Annotated in this window: 20 protein-coding genes and 1 pseudogene; 7 read left to right on the top strand and 14 right to left on the bottom strand. The window is 59.9% G+C overall.

All coding sequences use genetic code 11. The features are described from left to right. Window positions 1–9: 9 nt before the first annotated feature. On the bottom strand, window positions 10–1,584 hold the full coding sequence (locus BA011_RS25400) for an ABC transporter substrate-binding protein (protein ID WP_065282807.1): 1,575 nt from the start codon (window positions 1,582–1,584) through the stop codon (window positions 10–12). A 192-nt stretch (window positions 1,585–1,776) separates the two neighbouring features. Here BA011_RS25400 and BA011_RS25395 point away from each other — a divergent pair, with 192 nt between their 5' ends. After that, complete coding sequence (locus BA011_RS25395) at window positions 1,777–2,541, top strand: IclR family transcriptional regulator (RefSeq protein ID WP_065282806.1); 765 nt, start codon at window positions 1,777–1,779, stop codon at window positions 2,539–2,541. A gap of 102 nt (window positions 2,542–2,643) precedes the next feature. Here BA011_RS25395 and BA011_RS25390 read toward each other — a convergent pair whose 3' ends face one another. The 9 genes and pseudogenes from BA011_RS25390 to BA011_RS25350 all read right to left on the bottom strand — a co-directional run bounded on the left by BA011_RS25390 (window position 2,644) and on the right by BA011_RS25350 (window position 12,160). Further along, window positions 2,644–3,579 (bottom strand): dihydrodipicolinate synthase family protein, encoded by a 936-nt coding sequence (locus tag BA011_RS25390; RefSeq protein WP_065282805.1) that lies wholly within the window; start codon window positions 3,577–3,579, stop codon window positions 2,644–2,646. Between the two features lie 26 nt (window positions 3,580–3,605). Further along, the gene (locus BA011_RS25385) at window positions 3,606–4,559 is read right to left on the bottom strand and encodes an ABC transporter ATP-binding protein (RefSeq protein ID WP_065282804.1); all 954 of its coding nucleotides are present in this window, start codon (window positions 4,557–4,559) and stop codon (window positions 3,606–3,608) included. After that, window positions 4,560–5,576 carry an ABC transporter ATP-binding protein gene (locus tag BA011_RS25380; RefSeq protein ID WP_065282803.1) on the bottom strand — a complete coding sequence of 339 codons (1,017 nt, stop codon included), beginning with the start codon at window positions 5,574–5,576 and terminating at the stop codon, window positions 4,560–4,562. An 8-nt stretch (window positions 5,577–5,584) separates the two neighbouring features. After that, window positions 5,585–6,502, bottom strand: a complete 918-nt coding sequence (locus BA011_RS25375; protein WP_065282802.1) for a dihydrodipicolinate synthase family protein — start codon at window positions 6,500–6,502, stop codon at window positions 5,585–5,587. Window positions 6,503–6,520: 18 nt separating this feature from the next. Further along, entirely contained in the window at window positions 6,521–7,399 is an 879-nt protein-coding gene (locus BA011_RS25370) for an ABC transporter permease (RefSeq protein WP_065282801.1), read from the bottom strand. Window positions 7,400–7,401: 2 nt separating this feature from the next. Beyond that, complete coding sequence (locus BA011_RS25365) at window positions 7,402–8,361, bottom strand: ABC transporter permease (RefSeq protein ID WP_065283512.1); 960 nt, start codon at window positions 8,359–8,361, stop codon at window positions 7,402–7,404. Window positions 8,362–8,439: 78 nt separating this feature from the next. Then, window positions 8,440–10,038, bottom strand: a complete 1,599-nt coding sequence (locus BA011_RS25360) for an ABC transporter substrate-binding protein (protein WP_065282800.1) — start codon at window positions 10,036–10,038, stop codon at window positions 8,440–8,442. Next, a complete protein-coding gene (locus tag BA011_RS25355; protein ID WP_003550551.1) occupies window positions 10,022–10,765 on the bottom strand; it encodes a FadR/GntR family transcriptional regulator in 744 nt (247 codons plus the stop codon). The genes BA011_RS25360 and BA011_RS25355 overlap by 17 nt, the downstream gene beginning before the upstream one ends. 155 nt (window positions 10,766–10,920) lie before the next feature. Then, window positions 10,921–12,160 (bottom strand): annotated as a pseudogene (locus BA011_RS25350) (GGDEF domain-containing protein). A gap of 258 nt (window positions 12,161–12,418) precedes the next feature. On the opposite strand from BA011_RS25350, the gene BA011_RS25345 reads away from it, so the two are divergent. The 4 genes from BA011_RS25345 to fhuF all read left to right on the top strand — a co-directional run bounded on the left by BA011_RS25345 (window position 12,419) and on the right by fhuF (window position 16,357). Continuing rightward, entirely contained in the window at window positions 12,419–12,673 is a 255-nt protein-coding gene (locus BA011_RS25345) for a FitA-like ribbon-helix-helix domain-containing protein (protein WP_065282799.1), read from the top strand. Next, window positions 12,670–13,095: a type II toxin-antitoxin system VapC family toxin gene (locus BA011_RS25340; RefSeq protein ID WP_065282798.1), complete on the top strand. Its 426-nt coding sequence runs from the start codon at window positions 12,670–12,672 to the stop codon at window positions 13,093–13,095. Before BA011_RS25345 ends, BA011_RS25340 begins: the two co-directional genes overlap by 4 nt. Window positions 13,096–13,393: 298 nt before the next feature. Then, complete coding sequence (locus BA011_RS25335) at window positions 13,394–15,565, top strand: TonB-dependent siderophore receptor (protein ID WP_065282797.1); 2,172 nt, start codon at window positions 13,394–13,396, stop codon at window positions 15,563–15,565. 9 nt (window positions 15,566–15,574) lie between these two features. After that, window positions 15,575–16,357, top strand: a complete 783-nt coding sequence (fhuF, locus tag BA011_RS25330) for a siderophore-iron reductase FhuF (protein ID WP_065282796.1) — start codon at window positions 15,575–15,577, stop codon at window positions 16,355–16,357. An 80-nt stretch (window positions 16,358–16,437) separates the two neighbouring features. Here fhuF and BA011_RS25325 read toward each other — a convergent pair whose 3' ends face one another. Continuing rightward, complete coding sequence (locus BA011_RS25325) at window positions 16,438–16,929, bottom strand: GNAT family N-acetyltransferase (protein ID WP_065282795.1); 492 nt, start codon at window positions 16,927–16,929, stop codon at window positions 16,438–16,440. Window positions 16,930–17,092: 163 nt separating this feature from the next. On the opposite strand from BA011_RS25325, the gene BA011_RS25320 reads away from it, so the two are divergent. Next, window positions 17,093–17,752, top strand: a complete 660-nt coding sequence (locus tag BA011_RS25320; protein WP_065282794.1) for a sigma-70 family RNA polymerase sigma factor — start codon at window positions 17,093–17,095, stop codon at window positions 17,750–17,752. Here BA011_RS25320 and BA011_RS25315 read toward each other — a convergent pair. Genes BA011_RS25315 through BA011_RS25305 form a run of 3 tightly spaced genes read right to left on the bottom strand, consistent with a single transcriptional unit; the run spans window position 17,643 to window position 21,248 of the window. Further along, window positions 17,643–18,830 carry a PLP-dependent transferase gene (locus BA011_RS25315; protein ID WP_065283511.1) on the bottom strand — a complete coding sequence of 396 codons (1,188 nt, stop codon included), beginning with the start codon at window positions 18,828–18,830 and terminating at the stop codon, window positions 17,643–17,645. The genes BA011_RS25320 and BA011_RS25315 overlap by 110 nt on opposite strands. A 10-nt stretch (window positions 18,831–18,840) precedes the next feature. Continuing rightward, entirely contained in the window at window positions 18,841–20,262 is a 1,422-nt protein-coding gene (locus BA011_RS25310) for an MATE family efflux transporter (RefSeq protein WP_065282793.1), read from the bottom strand. Then, a complete protein-coding gene (locus BA011_RS25305; RefSeq protein WP_065282792.1) occupies window positions 20,259–21,248 on the bottom strand; it encodes a GNAT family N-acetyltransferase in 990 nt (329 codons plus the stop codon). Before BA011_RS25305 ends, BA011_RS25310 begins: the two co-directional genes overlap by 4 nt. A 205-nt stretch (window positions 21,249–21,453) precedes the next feature. Here BA011_RS25305 and BA011_RS25300 point away from each other — a divergent pair, with 205 nt between their 5' ends. Then, window positions 21,454–21,672, top strand: a complete 219-nt coding sequence (locus BA011_RS25300; RefSeq protein WP_065282791.1) for an MbtH family protein — start codon at window positions 21,454–21,456, stop codon at window positions 21,670–21,672. The last annotated feature ends 10 nt before the right edge of the window (window positions 21,673–21,682 follow it).

Below are 21,682 nucleotides of genomic sequence, written 5' to 3'. Positions count from 1 at the left end.
CGCCATGCATTAATCCACCGGCTTCACATCGTAAGCGAGCGTATATTTGTCGCCGCGCGGGGTGTAGGACACGGTCTTCTTTGCACCCAGCACGACGTTTTCGTAATGCATTGGGAGGAGCCAGAGGTTGTTGAAGGTCTCGGTCGACAGTTCCTCGAGAAGGGGCGCGCGTGCAGCTTCATCGAGCGTCGAACTGGCCTTGGCCAGCACCTCGTCGATCTTCGGATCGGACACGCCGCCGCCATTATATCTGCCGGTCCCCTTTTTCTCGTCGCGCGTGGCGACGAGCGCAACAGTCGGGTTGGTGGTTTCGCCGGTGTTCACACCCCAGGAGCCGAAATAGGTGCTGTAGGTGCCCTTGGAATAGGCTTCCGAATACATCGACCAGGGCAGGACCTCGACTTTCGATTTGATGCCGATGCGCGTAAACATCTGGCCGACCGCCTGCAGAACTTCGGCATCCTTGACGTAACGGCCAGAGGGGCCATGCAGGGTCAGGCTGAAGCCATCCGGATAACCGGCCTCAGCCAGAAGCGCCTTGGCTGCAGCAGGATCATAGCCCACCTTCTCGACTTTTTCGGAATAGCCTGCATAGCCTTGGACGACGAATTGATCGGCCACCGTGCCATTCTTCTGCATGACGCGGTCGACGATTGCCGGCCGGTTGATCGACATCAGCATTGCGCGACGCACCCGTTCATCCTTGAGCGGGTTTTTGTCGAGATCGGAGCCGTCCGCAGCCTTCACGAAAGGCGAAACATCGCGGCTGACATCGAGGCCAAGATAAACGAAGCGGGACGACAGGCCATTGATGACTTGCAGATTATCGCTCGCTTCGACGCGTGCCATTCCATCGGCAGGAAGAGTTTCGACAATGTCGATCTCGTTGGAAAGAAGCGATGCCAGACGGGCGCCGTCATCGGGCAGGAAGCGCAGCGAAACGTTCGACCAGTGCGAGGGGCCAGCGAAATAGCCGTCATTGCGCTTCAAGGTCAGGTTGCTGCCTGGCGAATAGGAGACGAAGGAATAGGCCCCGGTTCCGATTGCACACTTGCCGTTGTCGAAATCCTGGACCGGTGCCTCCTTGCAATCGGCGCTGACAATGCGAATTCGGCTGACGGAATTCAGCAGGATCGGATCCGGAACCTTTGTCTCGACGACGATGGTATAGGGATCGGTGGCCGAGACATTGACAATATTGCGGGTGTAGGAAGCAAAGCTCTGGCTGGGTTTGTCGCGGGCACGCAGAAGCGAAGCGATGACGTCATCGGCGTTAAACTCGCTGCCGTCATGGAATTTCACGCCCTTCCGCAGCTTGAATTCCCAGTGGGTAGGGTCGACGACTTTCCATTCGGTGGCGAGTTCCGGCGCATTTGCCGACGTTCCCGTGAGGTTTATGAGGCTGTCCCAGATATGGCGCGAGGTCGCATTGTTTGGCGCCGAACTGTCTTCATGAGGATCCAGCGTCGTCGGCGTAGTCGACATCCCGATCGTCAGCGGGGTTTCCTGTGCGACGACCATTGCAGGAATAGCAATCGTTCCGAGCAGCCCGATCGCTGCCCGCGTCAATATTTTTGCGGCCATTTCTTCCATCCCGGTTTAGCGTTTTTGGGCCGACCTTGCTGGTCGGTACGAGCAGGTTCCCGTCCGCTCTTGACACAAATTGGTAAGGGGGCCTCAAGGGGGCTGTCAAACGGAAAACAAGCGCGTTACGCTAGGCGTAACTTGAAACTAAGCCAATCCTTCAGCCTTGGTCGCGGAGAAAATTCTGGTCCCATGGACAAAAGACAACCATCAAAAAGCGATATTGTGCAATCTGTTGATGTCTGCATCGACGTATTGCTGAATGTCGCTAAAAACCCGGATATCAGACTGACCGAGGTGGCGCAGAACCTCGGGGAAACCAAGCCGAGAATTTTGCGCATGTTACGCACACTGGAACGGCGCGGCGTGGTGCGGAAGAGCGATACAAGCACTTACCGGCTGGGGACGACTGCGATCATTCTCGGGACCGCTGCCTCAACACAGGTTGATCTGGTGCGAATAGCCAATCCTATTCTTGAAGAAGTCGGCCAGAAGGCGAACGAAACGACCCAGCTCAGGATCATCGACAATGGGGAATCCCTGTGCATTGCAAAGTTCGAACCGATGCGCGACTTGCGGGTGCAGGCGATGATCGGTCGAAGGCGGCCGCTCACGGCCGGCTCGTACAAGGTGCTTCTCGCCTATCTCCACCCCCAGGTGCAGTTGCAAATGATCCCCGAGACTTTGCCGCGGCTGACCAAGCGCACGATTACGGATCGTGGCAAGCTGGTTGCTGAATTGGATAAAATCCGCCGCCAGGGATTTTGTGTGAGCTATGGTGAAGTCAGCGAGCAACTCGTCTCCGTCTCAGTGCCGGTTCTGGCATTCGACGGATCCGTGATCGCCGCGGTGAATGTCGGCGCCCCGGCCTTCCGCACGCAAAAAAGCGATGTCGACCGCTTCATCGTTCTGCTGAAGGAGGCCTCCAGCAAGATATCGGCTCGGCTGGGATGGTAGAGCTTTTCGTTCTGCGCCATATCGGACCTGGTCTCTTCGGTCGACGCCCATCAAGGCGAGCCAACGCAGGTTGTTTCGTGCCAAGCCCGTCCTTTGAGCAACTCAGGGGAAGAGTTCGGGGAGTTCGGAGCCTGCGATGCGGCGCAGCCTGACCGCTTCTGCCGCGTCTATCGAACGATAGGGAAACCGCAAACGGGTGCCCACGGGTCCCCAATTGCCGATCGCACTCAAAAGCTTGTCGAGAGCGGCGTTCGAATAGCCAAATTCCTGCCGAAACGGGCCGATATGCGCGTCCATAAACGTGCAGATGCGTCGCTCCAGATCGAGTGCGGCGTCGATCTCGTTTCGCATCGAGACCGTCCAGGCCTGAGCACCGCGGGGACTAAGGCAGGCAACGTTGGAAAAGGAGCCTGCTGCCACACCTTCCTTGATGCCGGTTGCGAGATGATGGCCGGGGACGAAGAGCGAAAGCCCGGACAGATGCCGGCGTGCCTCGGCATACCAGGAGGCGTCGCCATCGGCGAGCTTGATGCCGATCACCTCAGGCGCTGCTGCGCAGACCATGCCGAGCTCCTTTGGCGCCAGCACGCGTTTTGCATGCGGCGGGTTGTAGAGGATGAGCGGAATTCCGTCGGCAGCCTCGGCCGCTCGTTTCAGGAAGTCGACCGCTTCGGCATCGGTGAGCGGCCACCAGTCCGGCAATATGACCTGAATGGCGCGGGGATCGAACGCGGCGGCGCGGCGGACGCGATTGAGCATGATCAGCGGGTCGGGCTGGCAGGCGCCGATGACGAATGGCGTTGAGGATGCCTTGCAGCGTTCGGCCAGCATTGCCTGGATCCTGTCAAACTCCGCTTCGGTCTGATTGTGGAATTCGCCGGCAGTACCGTTCGAATAGATACCATCGACGCCGGCATCGATGAGGATGTCGATCTCTTCGCGGAGCTTGTCGAATTCGATGCTGTCATCGGCTGCGATCGGCAGAAGCAGGCTCGCCCAATTTCCGCCGATGGCGGGGCGCGGCGTCGTTGCGTTCATCTCTTGTTTCTCCGATGGATGACGGATCAGTTGAGGTCGTCGCGGATGCAGGCCTTGAAGTGACCGGGAGCAATTTCCCGCAATTGCGGAACGGCGCCGGCGCAGGCATCGAGCGCGCTCGGACAGCGCGTGCGAAAAACACATCCGCTCGGCGGATTGGCCGGACTGGGAATATCGCCTTTCAGGATCTGCCTGTTACGGCGGGCATCCGGATCAGGCGACGGAATCGCCGAGAGAAGCGCGCGCGTATAGGGATGCTGCGGTCTCGCATAGAGATCGGCACTCGGCGCGATTTCCATGATGCGGCCGAGATAGAGCACGATCACCCGGTCGCAGATATATTCGACAACTGCAAGGTCATGCGAGATGAACAGCATAGTCAGGCCAAGCTGCTGCTGCAGGTCGCGCAGCAGGTTGATCACCTGCGCCTGGATAGACACGTCGAGCGCCGAGACCGGCTCGTCGGCGACGATGAATTCTGGCGACAAGGTCAGCGCACGGGCAATGCCGATGCGCTGGCGCTGGCCACCCGAAAATTCATGGGCATATCGATTGATCGCATCGGCGGGCAGGTCGACCTTTGCCAAGGCCGACTGCGCCCGTTCGAGCCTGTCACGGGCGGTGCCGATCCCCTGGATCTTCAGGCCTTCCGTCAGGATCTCGCCGATGGTCATACGCGGCGACAGGCTGGCGAAGGGGTCCTGGAAAATATACTGCATGCGCGGCCGTTGCCGTCTGAGCGCCGAGGCGGAAAGTGCTGTGAGTTCCGTCCCGTCGAAACGGACGCTGCCGGAAGACGGTTCGACGAGGCGAAGGACGGAACGCCCGATCGTGGTCTTTCCGCTGCCGGATTCGCCGACAAGCCCGACGACTTCACCCTTGCCGATATCGAAGGAGATGCCCTGGAGGATGTTCAGCCGCGTACCGCGGGAGGTATAATGTTTCGAAAGGTCGCGGACGGAGAGCAGCGGTGCGCTCATCTAGATCTCCTGCCATCTGATGCAGCGGCTGCGGTGCTGCGGATTGACCTGTTCGAGCGCGGGAACGGCAGCGCGACAGGCATCGATCGCGAATTTGCAGCGCGGGGAAAAGGCGCAGCCGCTCGGCATGTTCATCAGGCTCGGTACCATGCCGGGAATGGCCGCAAGCTTTTCGCCGACTAGCTTCATCCGCGCGGCATCGCCAAGGCGCGGCATGGAGGCGAGAAGGCCCATCGTGTAAGGGTGCTTGGGATTGCGGAAAACCTCGCCGACCGGCCCTTCTTCGACGATCCGGCCAGCATACATCACAGCCACGCGATGGGCGATTTCGGCGACGACGCCGAGATTGTGGGTGACAAAGAGCATGGCCATGCCGCGCTCGCGCTGCAGTTTGAGGAGCAGGTCGAGAATCTGCGCCTGGATCGTCACGTCGAGCGCCGTGGTCGGCTCGTCGGCGATCAGCAGCGCCGGATCGCAGGCGAGCGCCATGGCGATCGTCGCTCGCTGCCGCATGCCGCCCGAGAGTTCGTGCGGATATTGGCCGGCGCGGCGTCGAGCGTCCGGTATGCCGACGCTTTCAAGCAACGCGACGGCTGCGTTCATCGCCGCCTTGCGATCGGCGCCGCGATGGATGCGGATCGGTTCGCCAATCTGGTCGCCGACGGTGAAGACGGGATTGAGGCTCGACATCGGCTCCTGGAATATCATGCCGATGTCGTCGCCCCTGATCCTGCGCATGCTCTCTTCGTCGAGGGAGACGAGATCTCTGACCATGCCGTCGCTCGTCGCAAGGCGGATGCTGCCTGCGGCGATCACGCCGATGTTGCGGGTGAGCAGCCGCATGACCGACAGGCTGGTGACCGACTTTCCCGAGCCGGATTCGCCGACGAGCGCAAGCGTCTCGCCGGCGGCAACGGTCAAGTCGATATTGTTGACCGCCGTGATCTCGCCGCCGCGGATGCGAAAGATCGTTCGCAATCCTCTGATGTCGAGCACGGGTTCGGCGATCTGTTCCATCAGCTGGCTCAGTTCAGCAGACCGGTTGCACGCAGGATCTCATCGATCCGCGCGGTTTCGGCTTCGTTGAGGGAGGCACGCGGCCGCGGCATGACGGCGGAATCGATGATGCCGAGGCTACGCATGGCGGTCTTGAAGGCGCCGATACCCGCCGCGCCGCCACTGACGCGGCCCTGCGCGACCCAAACGATTTCGAAGAGACGGCAGAGTCGCTCCTGCTCCTTCTTCGCGGCGATCCAGTCGCCGCGCTGGGCAGCATCCCAAAGGCGGACATAGCCGTGCGGATCGACATTGGCGATACCGGGGACAACGCCATGAGCGCCCATCAGCAGGGCGGTGTCGACGGAGATCTCGGAGCCGGTCATCAGGAAGACGTCTTTTTGTTCGGCAAGATCGAGGAGCGCATAGCGGAAGTTGCCGTCGTCGCCGCTGGAATCCTTGAGGCCGATAATGGCGCCTTCCCTGGCAAGCGTGACCACGGTCTGGCGCTGCAGCTTGACGTGAACGCAGACGGGAATGTCGTAGGCGACCAGCGGAATTTCCACCGCGTCGCGGATATAACGGAAGTGGTCGAGGATCTCGGACTGGCTGGTGACCGTATAGAATGGCGCCGTCACCACGACCGCATCGGCGCCGGTGGCCTTTGCGACCTTCGCATGGGCGATGACGCGATCCGTGGTCGGATCGATGACGCCGACGATCAGCGGCACCCGGCCATTCACCACCCTGGCCGAATGTTCGATGATTTCCCGCCGGGTCTTCTCGTCATGGAATATCACCTCGCTGGTCGAGCCGAGTACGAATACGCCATGGCAGCCGGCACCGATCAGATGCTCGAGCACGCGTGTATAGGAGGCGTAGTCGACGGTGAGATCCGGATTGAGCGGTGTTACGACGGGGGGGACGACACCCTTGAATTTGGTCATTTTCGCTTCTTTCGATTGTCAATTCAGTTCGGCACGCGGGTCGAAGGCATCTCTGAGGCCATCGCCAATGAAGTTGATTGCCAGGACGGCAAGGATCAGCGCGGCGCCGGGGAAGAGCCATTGCCAAGGATATTGTTCGAGCACGGCGGTTGAGCGGGCCGCATTCAGCATGTTGCCCCAGCTTGCCGCCGGCGGGGCGATGCCTAGACCGAGAAAGGACAGCCCCGCCTCGAGCAGGATGGCATTGGCGATCTGCAGCGTTGCATAGACCACGAGGATATCGATCGAGTTCGGCAGGCCGTGGCGAAACAGCAGATGTCCGATGCCGGCGCCCATGCCGCGGGCGGCCATGACGAAGTCCCGTTCACGCAATTCCAGCAGCCGCGAGCGGATCATGCGGGCAAGCAGCGGCCAGGAGAGCAGCGAGATGACCAGCACCGTCGGCCAGATGCCGGTGCCGGCAATCGAGGCGAGCACAAGCAGGAAGATGACGGGCGGCAGGGTCATCACCAGATCGACGAAGCGCATCGAGACGGCGTCCGTCCAGCGTCCTGCAAGCGCCGAGATTGCCCCGAAAAGAAACCCGATGACCGCGGAAATCGCGGTCGATGCGACGGCGACCAGCAGCGAAATGCGGCCGCCTTCGAGCACGCGGGCGAAGACGTCGCGTCCAACGCCGTCGGCTCCGAACCAGTGCGTTGCCGTCGGGCCGCTATTCATGGCCAGAAGATCGATGTCGTTCGGCCGGAAAGCCCACCATAGCGGATAGGAGAGGATCAGCAGCAGCATTGGAATGGCAATGCAGACGCCGGCAACGGCTGCGCGGTTGAGCAGAAACCGGCTGAAGGCGCGGGCCAGCGGGCCTGGGCTCCGGCGTTCGGAAGAGCGTGCCAGCATGATCAGCCCACCTTGATGCGCGGGTCGACGACCGCATAGGTGATGTCGGTCAGAAGATTGACGACGATGACGCAGGTGCCGATGACGAGCGTTGCTCCCATGATGACGGGGTAATCGCGGGTCTGCACGGCATCGACGAGCAACAGACCCATGCCCGGCCAGTTGAAGACGCTCTCGATGAAGATGGCGCCGCCGATTGCAAGCCCGATGGTGGAGCCGATCAGCGTGACGATCGGAAGAAGGGCATTGCGCAAGGCATGCTTGGTGATGACCCAGAACTCGCGAACGCCCTTGGCGCGGGCCGTGCGCACGTAATCCTGGTTCAGGACTTCGAGCAGCGAAGCGCGCATGTAACGCATGATCAATGCGGCTTGCGCGACAGACAGGAGTGCCGCCGGCAGGATGAGGTGATGGAGGAGATCACCCACCGAGAATTCCTCGCCCGGCGTCAGCATGCCGCCTGATGGCATCCAGTGCAGACGGACGGAGAAGATATAAAGGCCGATCAGCGCGCTGAGGAAGGCCGGACTGGAAATCCCTGCAAGTGCAACCACCGACAAGGAGAGATCGGCAATCGAATTGCGGCGAACGGCGCCGATCACCCCGAAGGTGATGCCTGCGACGATGGCGAAGACAAGTGCGGTGCCCATCAAGAGTACTGTCGGGCCGATCCGCGACAGCACCAGGCCCAGAACCGGCTGATCGAGACGCTTGATCGAATAGCCGAGATTGCCGGTTAGCGCCTGCTGCAGCCAGCCCAAATACTGCACGGGCAAGGGCTGATCGAGCCCGAGGCTTCGGCGCAGATCGGCAAGGTCTGACGGCGACATCGGCAGGTTCGGATCGATATAGGCATCGATCGGATCGCCGGGTGTCAGGCGCAGCAGCAGGAAGATCAGCATGCTGAGGGCGACGAGCATGCCTAATCCTATGATCAGGCGTCTGAGACTGTATTGTAGCATCGTCAATCCGTGTGCCGGGCCGTCTTGCCGGGCCGTTGTGAGGTGGCCGAAGCCACCTCAAGCTTTCCCGGAAAACGCCTATTCGGCGATCGACCATTTTTGCGGGTTGGCCTGGTAGGGGCCGCCGCCCGGCGCCGGCGTCCAGACGAAATCCTTCACCTTGGTCGAGACGATGCCGTAGCGGTTTGCCACCCAGAGCGTCGCCCAGGGTAGGTTCGTGTTCATCACCTTGCAGACGTCCTGGTAGGCGGCATCCCGCTTGGCGCTATCAGGCTCGGCCAAGGCACTATCGAGCGCCTTGGTGAGGTCAGGCATGCGAACCCTGGCGACATTCGGTCCGGCCGGAGGGATCTGCTTCTCGTTGAGGCCGACATTGATGCTTCCGGCATCCGGCCCATTCTGCAGCCCGGCATAAACCAACTGGAACTGGGCAATATCCGGCGTCGCATTGAGCACGATGCTGTTATAGGTCGGGGCATCCACGGCGCGCGGGACGATGTTGATGCCGACCTGGGCAAGCATTGCCTGGACTGCGGCAAGCACGTTGGTTGCCAGCGGCGTGGTGTAATAAGTCAGAAGGGTGATCGGCTTGCTGCCATTGATCTGGTCCCAGCCGGCTTCCGTCAAAAGCTGCTTGGCCTTCTCGGGATCATAGGCATAGCTGTCGATATCAGGGGGTATCAGCTGTTCGGCGACATAAGCGCAATTAGCGGGCTTGGCCGCACCACCATAAAGGCTCTGGATGATGGCATCGCGATTGATCGCGTACATCACCGCCTGGCGGACGCGCACATCCTTCCAGAGCGAGGAATCGTGGTTGAAGCCGAGATAGTTGACGACGAAAGAGTTGCCTTCGATGACCTGGAAGTCCTTGTTGTCCTTGAAGGTCGGCACGTCATTGGAATCGACATAGGTGAACTGAATTTCGCCGGATCTCAGCGCAGCGATTGCTGCGGCCGGGTTGGCGAAATAGCGATTGATGACGCGCTCCAGTGCGGGTTTGCCACCGCGATAATCGGTGTTTGCGGCAAGTTCGACATACTGATCCGAGACGTATTTGGTGAATTTGAACGGACCGGTGCCGATCGGAGCTGTGGACCACCAGGCGTTCTTCGCCAGCTGGTCGGCCGGAATCGAGGAGAGCGCATGCTCGGGCAGCATCATCACCTTGGTCATCGTGTCGGGAAAACTGCTGCTCGGCGCGCTGAGCTTAATGACAACAGTGTCATCGTCCGGTGTCTCGACGGACGATATGCCTTTCAGCCGGGCAGCGAGCACCGAGCCGGTTTTCGCATCCATAGCAAGGCCCATGGTGAACTTCGCATCCTTGGCAGTGAACGGTTTGCCGTCATGCCATGTGGCGTCCGCCAGCTTGAACGTGTAGGTCATCTGGTCCGGGCTGACCTCATACGAGCTTGCCAGCGCGCCGACGACCTTCTGCAGCTTTTCGTCATAGGCGATCAGCGGTTCGTAGTAGACGCTGAGCCAGGTGAAGCCGGCGGTCGCGGCGAGCGGATTGAAGTTGCCCTGGAAGCCTCCAGGGCCGACATCGAAGCCGCCCGATAGCGTGGCTGCCTGAGCCTGGGTCGCAACGCCCGAAACGACAAGAGCCGGAACGGCAGCCGTCGACAGCAGGGCGCCAAGCGCAATAACGGATAGTCTAGACAGTCTTTTCATGTGTTCCTCCCACGTTTGAACTTGTCTTGTTGTTGGCAATCACCCGGGCAATGCCCTCGTAGTGACGATCCAGGCGTCTGCGCGCCTCCTCCAGATCTTTTGCCTCGATCGCATCGACGATTGCGGCATGGTCGCGCCACGTCGCCATCGGATCGGCATTTTCAAGATTGACGAAATCCGACGCCTTGTAGAAGGCGAGCCAGAAGACATCGATCAGCCGCACCAGCGTTTCATTGTCCTGGCAGCGAAACAGCAGCCGGTGGAACAGCTGATCGTCTTCCGCAAAGGTTTCGCCCCGCTCGGCATGGGCGCGCATCCGATTGACCGTGGCGCGCAGCTCGGCGATATCCTCCTCGCCGATCACGTCGATCGTTTTGCCGATCAATCCCACTTCCAGCGTACGCCGGATTTCGAGGACCTCCTCGATCTGCCGCAGGGCGCCGCCGAGGCCGTAAGCGAGGTTGTCGAGAAGCGGCTCGAAGGAAAAGGCCTTCACGAAGATACCGACACCGCGCCGAGTCTCCAGCACGCCGAGCGATTCCAACGCCTTGATGCCTTCCCTCAGCGAATTGCGGCTGACACCGAGCTGGGTGGCAAGCTCTCCTTCCGCCGGAAGCAAGGTTCCGGGCGCAAGGCCATTGTCATCGATATAGGCGCGAAGACTTTCCTGCACGGAGACATGCAACAGCGGCGCGCGCGTCAGCGGCTTCATCGATTTCAATGTCATGGCCGGTCACTTTCCCGCATCGCCGATAAGACGCATGTTACATATCGACTTGTAGGATATCTGTCAAATGGTCAGGCTGAGAGAGGGCCAACACAGGACCCAGCTTGCGGCCTTTTAAGGCAGCCGTTCTTGGACACCACGATAGCCGAACGGCTTTAGTGTGAGGACTGGTCGACCTTTAGGGCATGGACCACCACACGGTTGCGGCCGGTCTTTTTGGCAAGGTAGAGCGCCGCATCCGCTTGGCGTTGCATGTGCTCTGCTGACACAAGCTCACTGTCTTGTATCATCGTGGCCACTCCAATGCTGACAGTGACATAGGGAACGACGCGGGAGGTAGGGTTTGGAAGAGACGCAGCTTCTACTCGGCTGCGAATTCTCTCAGCGATCACCCCGGCCTCTTGTTGATCGGAGCCTGGGAGAAAGACGAGAAATTCTTCGCCTCCATACCGGGCGACCTGGTCCCGCTCGTCTCTCATGCTGCTCTGAATGATGCCGGCAACTTTCCCCAGGCAGCGGTCGCCTTCGGCATGTCCGAGATTATCGTTGAGATGCTTGAAGTCGTCGACATCGCACATCAGCATCGCCGCGCCGCTCGTTCGTTTCAGGTCCTTGTTCCAGAAGTGATTTAGCGTTTCCATCATCGAACGCCGGTTGGCGACACCCGTCAGCGGGTCGGTCCTTGCCAGCAATTCCAGCTGCGAGTTGGCGTCGGTAAGCTCCGCGAGGCGACTCCGATCTCGTAACTCGAGCAAGAAGGTCTTCTGAGCGAAGATGGTGGCGGTGCGTCGAGCGACGACGGTTGCAGCCACACCGCTGGCGAAAAACAGCGTCCCGGCCAGAGCAGTTCCCGCTTCAATGTCTGGATTGCGCAGTTGAAACACAAGGTAGATAGCGAGGGCAGATGCACCGATCGCCATCGCCCAACCGAGTGGAATGGGAAATATGATAATGGCAGTGACGGCCACAAAAAGCATGATGGTCAAATGCCGCTCATAAAACTCGCCACCCGTATTAACGCCCACCAAGGCGACCGACAGGAGGATGAGAAAAACAGCAGAGAGCAGGAAAACTCCCTGCACCCACAAAGCACGCGGCCGCAGGAAGGCTATCGCGGCGACAAGCGCCGCGGGGAAGGATGGACGCAGGCCAGAGCATCGACATGACGGCTTCAGTCGGAAGCAAGATCGCGTTGAGGCCCAACGTCAGGACGTCGAGCACGATAACCCAAACCATCCACGCGCGGATGATCTTGGCAGTCCGCGGCCAGGAGCGTTCGCCAAAAAGCCGAGTGACCTGATTTCCAGCCAGCCCTCGTTGAGCAGGATCTTGACCGTCTGCGCTGCGTTGTGGTGCATCTCGATGGCTGCTCACTCCCATCGCTGACATCGGCATCTATGACCGGACAATACGGGCCTCTTGACCGGCGGCTGTAATGGGAGTGGCAGTTGCTCAACTGAGCGCGATAGGGTTTTGCGCAAATCCGGCGGCCGACCTATCCGGCGAGCCACTTCAGCGGCAAATGGATGGTGGATGACGGCTGCAATTTGTCGCAGTTCCAAAAGCGCCATTTCAAACCACGCGAGAGTTGCCAGGTGATATCGCACTCCATATATTGATAGCATAACCATCAGTGTTAAGGGAGTGCAATCGATGGCTGCAGTTACAATACGCAATTTGTCTGACGAGACACATCGTGCCTTAAGAGTGAGAGCAGCTCATCACGGCCGCAGTACAGAAGCAGAAATCCGTGACATCCTTGAAACAGCGGTACGGCCAGCTGAGCGCGTCATGTTGGGCTCGTTGCTAGCATCGATCGGCCGCGAGGCAGGGCTTTCCAACAACGACGTGGATAATCTGCAGCTCGTCCGAGACAAAGCAGCTGCGGAACCTATGAGTTTCGAATGATCCTGATCGATACCAACGTCATCTCGGAGCCATGGAAGCCCACACCCGATTATCAGGTGCTGGCGTGGATCGATGCTCAAGCAGTGGAAACGCTGTTCGTTTCAGCGATTACAGTAGCTGAGTTGCGGTTCGGCATTGCCGCGATGCCTAGCGGAAGACGAAAGACCGTCCTCTACGATCGACTAGAACAGGAAGTTCTGCCTCTATTTTCAGGGCGCGTTCTATCCTTCGACATGGCTGCGTCACAGAGCTATTCGGAATTGATGGCGCGAGCACGCGTAGCAGGTCGGGCAATCGGTAAAGCAGATGCCTATATCGCCGCAACTGCCGCGGCGAACGGATTTATTGTCGCCACCCGCGACACTAGTCCCTTCGAAGCCGCAGGACTTAACGTTATCAACCCGTGGTACGCACCAACATAGCAGCGACAAAGCGTCAGATGATTGCGGAGCCGCAATCGCCAGCTCGACCCATCAAGAGCGGTAGGTTGACAGTCGTCTCGGTCCGCAGTTAGGCCCTTCCTCGCACGACAGAACCGCCTGCGTTGGGCATTTCACCTAGCACAGAAAGTTACGAGGCCTCGATGCTACGTGCAACCTCTTCGAGAATGTGGGTGCGGGAATTTATGGATTAAAAGGTGACTAAAATAATCATCTTATGTTGACAAGGCGAATTTCGCTCCATAGGTTCCGCCCGCATCCGTGACGTAGGGACCAAGCAATGGCGTATGTTTTTTTGAACGTTTCTAATAATCTACCAACAATTTACAGAGAGACGCTATTTGCCACGACAGCGATCCTCCTGATTGGCGTTGCGGTGCCGCCGGCCTTCGCCCAGACCGCTTCCGAAGATGCCAACGCGACCGCGCTGGAACCGATCGTCATTCAAGGTGCAGCCTCTGATAGCAAGACCGACCGGACGTCGGTGACAGCCAAAAACAGCGCTGGCGCAACCAAGATCAGCACGCCGCTCGTCGAGACGCCGCGTTCGATCTCGGTGACGACGGAGAAGGAAATCGAGCAGCGCGGCGCCCAGAGCATCATCGAGGCTGTGCGCTATTCGGCTGGCGTGACGACAGGAACGAGCGGCTTCGATCCGCGTTTCGACCAGGTCTACATTCGCGGCTACAACGCCACGACGGTCGGTGACTATCGCGACGGATTGCGCCAGCCCTATATCAATTACGGCATGTTCCGCACCGAACCCTATCAGTTGCAGCGGGTCGAAGTGATAAAGGGACCGGTTTCCGTTCTTTACGGTTCTGGTTCGCCGGGCGGCCTCGTCAACAAGATATCGAAGCTTCCGACCGAGGAGCCGATCCGCGAAGTCGGCATTAGCTACGGCACCGAAGATCGGGTGCAGGGGATGTTCGATTTCGGCGGGCCGATCAGCGAAGACAACGAGGATTTTCTCTATCGCATCGTCGGCGTCGCCCGCCGCGGCGACACCAATTTCGATATTGCCGACAACCGATATTTGCTAGCGCCGTCCTTTACCTGGAAGCCTGACGAGGGCACATCCTTCACGGTTTACGGCTTGGCGCAGGCAGATGAGACCGACTCCAATGTCGGCGCGATCACGACCTTGGACGGCAGGATCCTCGATATCAGGGCGAGCGATCCCGACTATGACTACCAGAAGGTCAAGCAGCAGCAGGTCGGCTATCAGTTCGAGCATGAATTCGACAACGGCCTGACCTTCCGGCAGAACCTGCGCTATTCGCACCTCGATCTGGAGGCTCGCTACCTCGGCGTTACCAGCTGGACCGGGACAGTCGCGCATCGTGGCACGAATGCGATCCGGGACGAGATGAACGTTTTCCAGGTCGACAATCAACTGGAGACGAAATTCGACACAGGCCCGCTTGCGCATACGATGCTGTTCGGGCTCGACTATTCCAATCTCCAGTCGAGCTTTGGCTATGGCGCCGGAGCTGCCGATCCGGCATTCGACTTCGATATCGCCAATCCGACCTATGGAGTCTCGGGCGCTACGCCGGATTATAATGTCTTGGCTTCCGATGCCGACATGCGGCAGGTGGGCATTTACGTCATGGACCAAATCGAGGTCGGAAATTGGCGCTTCAACCTCGGCGGCCGGCAGACCTGGGTGAATCAGACGCGAGATGCGACATTGCCCACGGTCAGCTCGGAGGAGGTCGACAAGAACGCCTTCTCCGTACAGGCCGGCGCGCTTTACCTCTTCGACAACGGCATCGCGCCATTCGTTTCCTACGCGACCTCCTTCGATCCGGTCACCAACCGATCGGCCACCAACACAATTCTTCCGCCGACGAAGGGCGAGCAATACGAAGTCGGCGTGAAGTACCAGCCTCCCGGCTCCGATATCCTGCTGTCGGCCGTCGCCTATCACATCGTCGAGCAGAACAAGCCGAGGCTCGCTGATCCGTTGACATTTGCCTACGATTCTCAGGGAGAGGTGACCGGAAAGGGTATCGAGCTTGAAGCCCGCGCGGCGATCGCCGACGGTCTCGATATTGTTGCGGCCTACACCTACAACGACTCCGAAGTGACCGGGGGCAACAACGTCGGAAATACTCCGGCCATCACCCCGACCCATATTGCGAGCCTTTGGGCGAACTACACTTTCCAGGAAAGCAATCCCTTCAACGGTCTGTCGGTTGGCGCGGGCGTGCGCTACATCGGTGAGACCTGGACGGATGTGGCCAATACCTCGAAGAATCCTGCGACTTTCTACGTCGATGCATCCGCCTCCTATGATTTCGGCGCAGTCGACAAGAAATACGAGGGCCTGACTGCAGCCTTCGCCATCCGCAACATCGCCGATGAGCGCGAAACAGTTTGCGAAGAGGGCTTTTGCTATCTCGGCCAGGGCCGCAACATGACCGGAACCCTGAAATACCGGTGGTAAGGCACTGCAATGGAGACAAACTGGGTCTTCCAACGCCCGACCTTAATCGCTGACTATCCTGTCGCCCACCAAGCCGTCGACCTCGACGGTCTGGTGGGCGACGGCCCGTTCTCCTATTGCCGCGGCAAGCTGCTCAGCGCTCTCCCGCAGACGGGCATCGTCGTTTCCTGCAGGGATCTTTGCGACCGAGCGATCTTCGACGAGATCATTGGCCGATATGCGCAAAAATTTCCGGGCAGCGACCGCCGCGCGATCGTCTCCATGTGGACGCTCTACTATTTCAGCATGCTGACGATTGCCCCCAGCGTCCACATGTTCGTGCACCGGATCGCGCTGCGGATGGAGATCGATCGGCTTTCGCTCGTCTGCAACGAGCAGACAGGCGAACCGGAAGCATTCGTGATGTCCGGCAGGCCCGAGGTGACAAGTGACCCGGCCGGCGAGCTTCACCGGCTGATGCTCGGTCATGCCCGGCCCGTCATCGCGGCGATCGCCGTCAACGCCGGCGTTGCGCCGAAGCTTCTCTGGAACAATGTCGCGGCCTATCTCTCCTGGATTCTGAAAGAGATCGCTCATCGCCGTGAGCCCGTCTTCGCCGAAGGCGGCCTGGCGCTGCTGGAAGAAGCTCAATGGCCGGGCGGCGGGCGCAACCCGATGTTCGGCATGATCCGCATTGCGCGCCAGCAATGCGGGCTCGAATTCGTGCGCCGGAAAGTCTGCTGCCTGCGCTATAACCTGCCGGGCGTCGGCGGCTGCGGCGAAGCCTGCCCGCTGCCTGAGGGGCGCCACTAGCTCCTATCGTCTACCGCGCGCAGAGACGGGTGCCCTGCGCACCAGTTATCGCGAATGCGCCAAACAGAAGTCTCGTCGTCTCAAAGCGCAGCCTCACCTGCCTCGGCGTCGGCGAGTGGCTTGACCATGAACAGGCATGGATGGTCCTCGTGCCAGAGCTTTGCAAAGACCTCGGCCCTAACGAAGCCGTTCCGGTCATAGAAGCGCCGCGTCGCCTCGAACTGGGGTTCGTCGAGGCCGCGCGGGGCGAGTGTCTTGACCGTCAGCAGCCGGGCACCCGATTCATGGCCGAAACGTTCGGCCGCATCGATGAGATGGCGTCCGGCGCCGCGACCGTGATGTTCCGGTCGTGTCGCAATCAACGCGATCTCGACGGCGTCGGGCGGGTGCGGCTTCAAGGCGATCAACGCGGTCACGACATTCGCTTCGACATAGCCGAACACCGGCAGGTCTTCGATCGCCTGGGCGCTCGCATCGATGACCTCAGGTTCTGAAAACCAGTCCGGCAAAGCCCCCATGATCGATCGGCAGAGCTCTGCCTTGCCGGTCAGGATCTCAATTGTTTTTCCCATTTTTTCTCGCCTCCGATCGGTCGATTTAAACTTGACTCCTGTTATCACCTTAAAATAGACACTGCAATCAAATCGTGTACTTTCCTCGAAAAAGGAAGGCTAAGACCGAACCAGCCAGAAACGACAGCGCCTGATTTTCCATTTGTAAAAAGGGTACAGGACAATGCACACATTGCATCGTGATGTGAACGGAAATGCCGTGGTCAATGCCATGATCGAAAACAAGGACAAGCTCCTTAAAACGATTGAAAGCGTTGTCAAATCAAAGTCATGTTCCGAGGATATCTTTCAAGATGGAGTCATTAAAGCCTATGGGGTCAAGACCGACGATATTCGTTGCCCGATCGGCTACGCCTTCCGAATGGTCTACAATCTCGCACTCGATGAGAGCCGCCGGCGACGCCAGAAGATGAACAACCATAGGTCGATCGACCAGATTCAGGAGATCACGGCTCCCATCCCCACCGTGCTCGACCAGCTCGTCGCTGCCGAGACCCTGCGCAATGTGCTTGCCTCGCTCGAGGCGCTGCCGAAGCGAACCAACGATGCCTTCATTCGCCATCGCCTCAACGGCGTGCCGCAGAAGGATATTGCAGCCGAACTCGGCGTCTCAAGGACGCTCGTCAACTTCATGATCAAGGCGGCAGAGGAACATTGCCATCTGGCGATCGCCGAACCTGCTTCCCGCCCCGATCATGCGCACCGGCAGGAGCCTACCGTTTCGCTGCGTGCAGCGCCTGCTGCAAATCGCTCCACAGCAGTTCCGGCTCTTCCAGGCCAACGGCGAAACGAACCGTCTGCTCGCTCACGCCGAACCGGATGAAGGAAGTCATCCGGTCGGGGATCTGCAGCGCGACCTTGGCGGGGACCACCAGCGTTTCTGGTCCCCCCCAGCTGACACCGAGACGGATGTCGCGAAGGCTATTCACAAAGCGTGCGACATCGATATCGGGATTGAGGTCGAAGGCAAACAGCCCGGCATAACCCGTCAGCGTCGCCCTTCCGGGATGCTCCTGGAATGCCGGGTGACGAACGCGTCCGATCGCAGAATGCTCCTTCAGCCGCCCGGCCAGCAAAAGCCCGCTGCGCTCATGCTCCTTGAGACGGACACGCAACGTGCGCATGCCGCGCAGCAGCAGCCAGGCCTCGAACGGTGACAGTTTGGCACCGACATAGGGGTAAGACGTTGAATTGATCCTGGCGATGGCCTCTTTCGAGCCGACGACGACGCCGGCGACCGTATCGCTGTGACCGCCGAGATATTTCGAGGCGGCGTGAATGACGATATCGACGCCATGCTGGATCGGTTTCTGAAAGAGCGGCGTTGCCCAGGAATTGTCGATGATGGTGGTGACGCCGGCCCCCTTTGCCATGGCCGACAGCGCCGCAATGTCCTGCAGCTCGAAGACGAAGGATGTGGGGTTTTCAAGGTAGAGCAGCTTGGCACCCGACAGCGCCTTGCGGACCTCGTCGTGGTCGGCGGGATCGACGAAATCCACCGCGACACCGAGCCTGGCGAGCAGCTTCACCAGAAGGCGGTAGACATCGTTGTAGAGATGGCGGACCGCAACGACCCGGTCTCCCGCCTCAACAAGACTGAGAATTGTCGATGTAATGGCGGCCGTTCCGCTCGAGAAGGCACGTCCATCCTCCGCGCCCTCGAGGCGGGCGACCAGGAGTTCGAATTCGCGGACCGTCGGATTGTCGCCGCGCGAATAGATGTAGTTGCGCGTGCGGCCGGCGAAAACATCCTCCATCGCCTCATAACTGTCGTAGGTGAAGAGCGACGTCTGGAAGATCGGCGGAGACACGGCGTTGAATGCCGCCGGATCGACAGGTGTAAAGAGATCGTCAGCGGCCGCATGAGCGCCAAGGTCGTGCGGGTTGATCGACTGGTTCATGGTCATCCTCTCATGGACAAAAGCTGGGATATGGACGGATGGAGGTCAGATGGTCGGCGGAGCGCTGCCGCAGCGCGCGAAGTGCCCACATCAGGCAGACGGCCGACAGCAAGCCGGTCAGGGCCGAGGCCAGGAACATGGCTGCCAGCAAGCCTGAAAAGCCGAAAAAGGGCGGCAAGAGCGCCAGCAGCGGAAAGAGAAGATAGCCATTCTGCGCCAGGCCGATGGCAACCGCCGCTTTCGGTCTGCCCTGGGCCTGGAAGAGGATCAGCACCGTTTGCCGCAAACCGAACAGCAGAAGCGGAAGATGGGTCGCGATGATCGCTTGCCCGGCGATCCCGATCACCACCGCATCGTCGGTGAAGAACGAGGCAAGTTCTTCGGAGAAAACGAGCGCGGCCAATCCATAGGCGCCACTCATGGCAGTTGTGACCACTGTGAGGATGCGGGCTGCCGACAGCATCCGCGCGGTATCGCCTCGACCCCAGGCAAAGCTCAGGATCGACTGGGCTCCGAGTGAGATGCCGATGACGGGGAGGGTTCCGACCGCCAGCAGCCGCAAGGTAATCCCGACGCCGGCGATGCCGGCTTCTCCGTGATAGGTGCCGGCGAGCGATACCATTGCCGCAATCGCGCCTGCGGTTGCGAGACTGGTCAGCGTCGTCGGTGCGCCCACAGCAAGGACAGGCCTGAGATAGCCGATATCTCCCCACCGCCGGCCAAACGTCAGCCGGACCGTCCCAAGTCGCCTGGCGTGGTAGGCAGCATAGATGCAAAGCGCGACGAGCTGGGACAGGATGGTTGCGATTGCAACGCCCTGCAGGCCGAGGCCGAAGCCGAAGATCATGATCGGGTCGAGGATCATGTTCAGCGCAAAGCAGGCGACCAGCGTCCACATGCCGAAGCGGGCATTGCCCTCTGCGATCGCCAGGAAATCGAGAATAATCTGCGCCATCGTCAGCGGCACCGAGATCGCAATGATCATCAGATAATGCTGCGCGAGCGGCTGAAGGGCAGGCATGGCGCCGAACAGCAAAAAATCTGGAAATGCGACGATTGCGATGGCACTTGCCGCGCCGAAAACGACGCCGGCAGCAAGACTGATCGAGGCAATAGCGCCGGCCCGGGATCGGTTGCCGGCTCCGAGCGTGCGTCCGACCTCCGTTGCAACACCGACGCCGATCCCCTCGCCGAAGGCGGCTATGAGCATGAGGATCGGCAGGACGATCATGATCGCCGCGATCTGGTCTTCACCGATCATGCCGACGAAGATCATGTTGATCGTATGATGGGCGGCATTGATCGACAGGCCGAACATGGCCGGCAGTCCGAGCCGAAGCAGCAGCCTCAGAAGCTCAGGACTGGCAAGGTCCTCCGGTGCGAGGCGCTGCCGTCTCCGAAAGCTGCCGCTGACGTCGCTCATATCGTTCATGACGCAGGCACCCAGAGACGATCGCCGAAGAAACGTTCGCGGCCGAGCATTACCAGGAGCGCCCGCTTGTGCGGAAAATCGAAATGCTTGACCTTGGCAAAACCCGAACGATCGAGGTTGCGGATCTGCTGCTCGTGACTGGCGCGCGGCTCACCGACGATGCGCATCGTGCGTGGATCGTCGAGGAAGATGAAATGCATCAGCGAAGGAAGCCATGCGCTGATCCATTTCTTGCCGCGATAGCCGGGCTCGCCGATCGCCACATGCCATCCACGATCATAGTCGTCGGCATCGTAAAAGGGGCCGAGCCGGTTCTCTTTCGCCCAATAAACCTCGAAATAGCCGAAGGGAATATCCGCAAAACTGCCGATCAGCGGCAGGACATGCGGATCTGCGATCCTTTCCTCCAGGATCTCCCGGTGCTTGTCGATCGAACCCGCATCCTCCCAGATTGTGTTGACCTGTTCGTCGTTCATCCAGCGATGAAATGCTGCAAGATCGGTCTCCGGATCGGCCACCGTGAAGATGATTTCCCGTTCCAGCCAGGGGATGAAACGCCTGTAGACCGTGCCCTTCGGCTTTGCGGGCCGGCGCGGATGATACCGGCCCGCAGTCATCTCCTGCATGGGCGGCAGCGGATAGGACAGTTGCGGCAGCCACAGTGAAGGCCATTGCCACAGGATCGCCGAATCGAGCCTTCCGCTTGCATCCGCAATGTGTCTGGGAAGACTTGTCTGATGCCCTTCGAAGACGACTGAGGTGATCGAGCGATCTTCTGCCGTCACGGCTTCGGCGGCCGCCATGAGAAGCTCTGCCGATTGCACCGGATCGCCATGGTAGAAGGTGACCGACGCGATGCCGGCATCGACCTCGAATACGGCTTCGTGGTGGCCGTAAGCGGTCTTGAGGTGGATGAGATTGGGGGCGAGGCTGACGTAGCTGCGCGACTGAAGAGCGCGCCTTTGTTTGACGGCGTCGAAATCCATGATGTTCTCCTTGGCCGGTCGAGGACCGGTCGGGCTTTTGGCGCTGCGAGCATGAAGCGTGCTCTCGCGCCGATTTAGTAGAATGACGATCCATCTCCCGCTGAGTTTAGGGGGAAGCGAAGAAAAAAATTCTCATCAATTTTCTAAACTGCAGCCTGCCGGATCCGTCACTTGCGCATGACCATCATCACCGCAGGAGCTGCGAATGGATAATCTTGACCCTCGCGACGATCTCTGGATCGCCGTCATCGACACCGAGCGTCGCTACTCGGTCTGGCCGCAAGACAAGCGGATTCCCCTGGGCTGGGAGCCGGCGGGCTTTGCCGGTTCGCGCCAGCAATGCCTGGCGCATATCGCTGACGTCTGGGCGGATCCGCGCCCCCTCTCCTTGCGCTCGGCAATCGCCGGCGATGCGCGTCTCTGAAAACGGCTGG

Origin of the sequence: Rhizobium leguminosarum, assembly GCF_001679785.1 — a bacterium.
Lineage (GTDB): Bacteria > Pseudomonadota > Alphaproteobacteria > Rhizobiales > Rhizobiaceae > Rhizobium > Rhizobium leguminosarum_R.
The sequence above is the reverse complement of the archived record's forward strand: the minus strand, read 5'-3'. Positions and strand labels throughout refer to the sequence as shown.

Bases quoted from the DNA above. Each gene is read 5' to 3' on its own strand.
- BA011_RS25400 (WP_065282807.1), bottom strand. From the start codon at position 1,584: ATGGCCGCAAAAATATTGACGCGGGCAGCGATCGGGCTGCTCGGAACG.
- BA011_RS25395 (WP_065282806.1), top strand. From the start codon at position 1,777: ATGGACAAAAGACAACCATCAAAAAGCGATATTGTGCAATCTGTTGAT.
- BA011_RS25390 (WP_065282805.1), bottom strand. From the start codon at position 3,579: ATGAACGCAACGACGCCGCGCCCCGCCATCGGCGGAAATTGGGCGAGC.
- BA011_RS25385 (WP_065282804.1), bottom strand. From the start codon at position 4,559: ATGAGCGCACCGCTGCTCTCCGTCCGCGACCTTTCGAAACATTATACC.
- BA011_RS25380 (WP_065282803.1), bottom strand. From the start codon at position 5,576: ATGGAACAGATCGCCGAACCCGTGCTCGACATCAGAGGATTGCGAACG.
- BA011_RS25375 (WP_065282802.1), bottom strand. From the start codon at position 6,502: ATGACCAAATTCAAGGGTGTCGTCCCCCCCGTCGTAACACCGCTCAAT.
- BA011_RS25370 (WP_065282801.1), bottom strand. From the start codon at position 7,399: ATGCTGGCACGCTCTTCCGAACGCCGGAGCCCAGGCCCGCTGGCCCGC.
- BA011_RS25365 (WP_065283512.1), bottom strand. From the start codon at position 8,361: ATGCTACAATACAGTCTCAGACGCCTGATCATAGGATTAGGCATGCTC.
- BA011_RS25360 (WP_065282800.1), bottom strand. From the start codon at position 10,038: ATGAAAAGACTGTCTAGACTATCCGTTATTGCGCTTGGCGCCCTGCTG.
- BA011_RS25355 (WP_003550551.1), bottom strand. From the start codon at position 10,765: ATGACATTGAAATCGATGAAGCCGCTGACGCGCGCGCCGCTGTTGCAT.
- BA011_RS25345 (WP_065282799.1), top strand. From the start codon at position 12,419: ATGGCTGCAGTTACAATACGCAATTTGTCTGACGAGACACATCGTGCC.
- BA011_RS25340 (WP_065282798.1), top strand. From the start codon at position 12,670: ATGATCCTGATCGATACCAACGTCATCTCGGAGCCATGGAAGCCCACA.
- BA011_RS25335 (WP_065282797.1), top strand. From the start codon at position 13,394: ATGGCGTATGTTTTTTTGAACGTTTCTAATAATCTACCAACAATTTAC.
- fhuF (WP_065282796.1), top strand. From the start codon at position 15,575: ATGGAGACAAACTGGGTCTTCCAACGCCCGACCTTAATCGCTGACTAT.
- BA011_RS25325 (WP_065282795.1), bottom strand. From the start codon at position 16,929: ATGGGAAAAACAATTGAGATCCTGACCGGCAAGGCAGAGCTCTGCCGA.
- BA011_RS25320 (WP_065282794.1), top strand. From the start codon at position 17,093: ATGCACACATTGCATCGTGATGTGAACGGAAATGCCGTGGTCAATGCC.
- BA011_RS25315 (WP_065283511.1), bottom strand. From the start codon at position 18,830: ATGAACCAGTCGATCAACCCGCACGACCTTGGCGCTCATGCGGCCGCT.
- BA011_RS25310 (WP_065282793.1), bottom strand. From the start codon at position 20,262: ATGAACGATATGAGCGACGTCAGCGGCAGCTTTCGGAGACGGCAGCGC.
- BA011_RS25305 (WP_065282792.1), bottom strand. From the start codon at position 21,248: ATGGATTTCGACGCCGTCAAACAAAGGCGCGCTCTTCAGTCGCGCAGC.
- BA011_RS25300 (WP_065282791.1), top strand. From the start codon at position 21,454: ATGGATAATCTTGACCCTCGCGACGATCTCTGGATCGCCGTCATCGAC.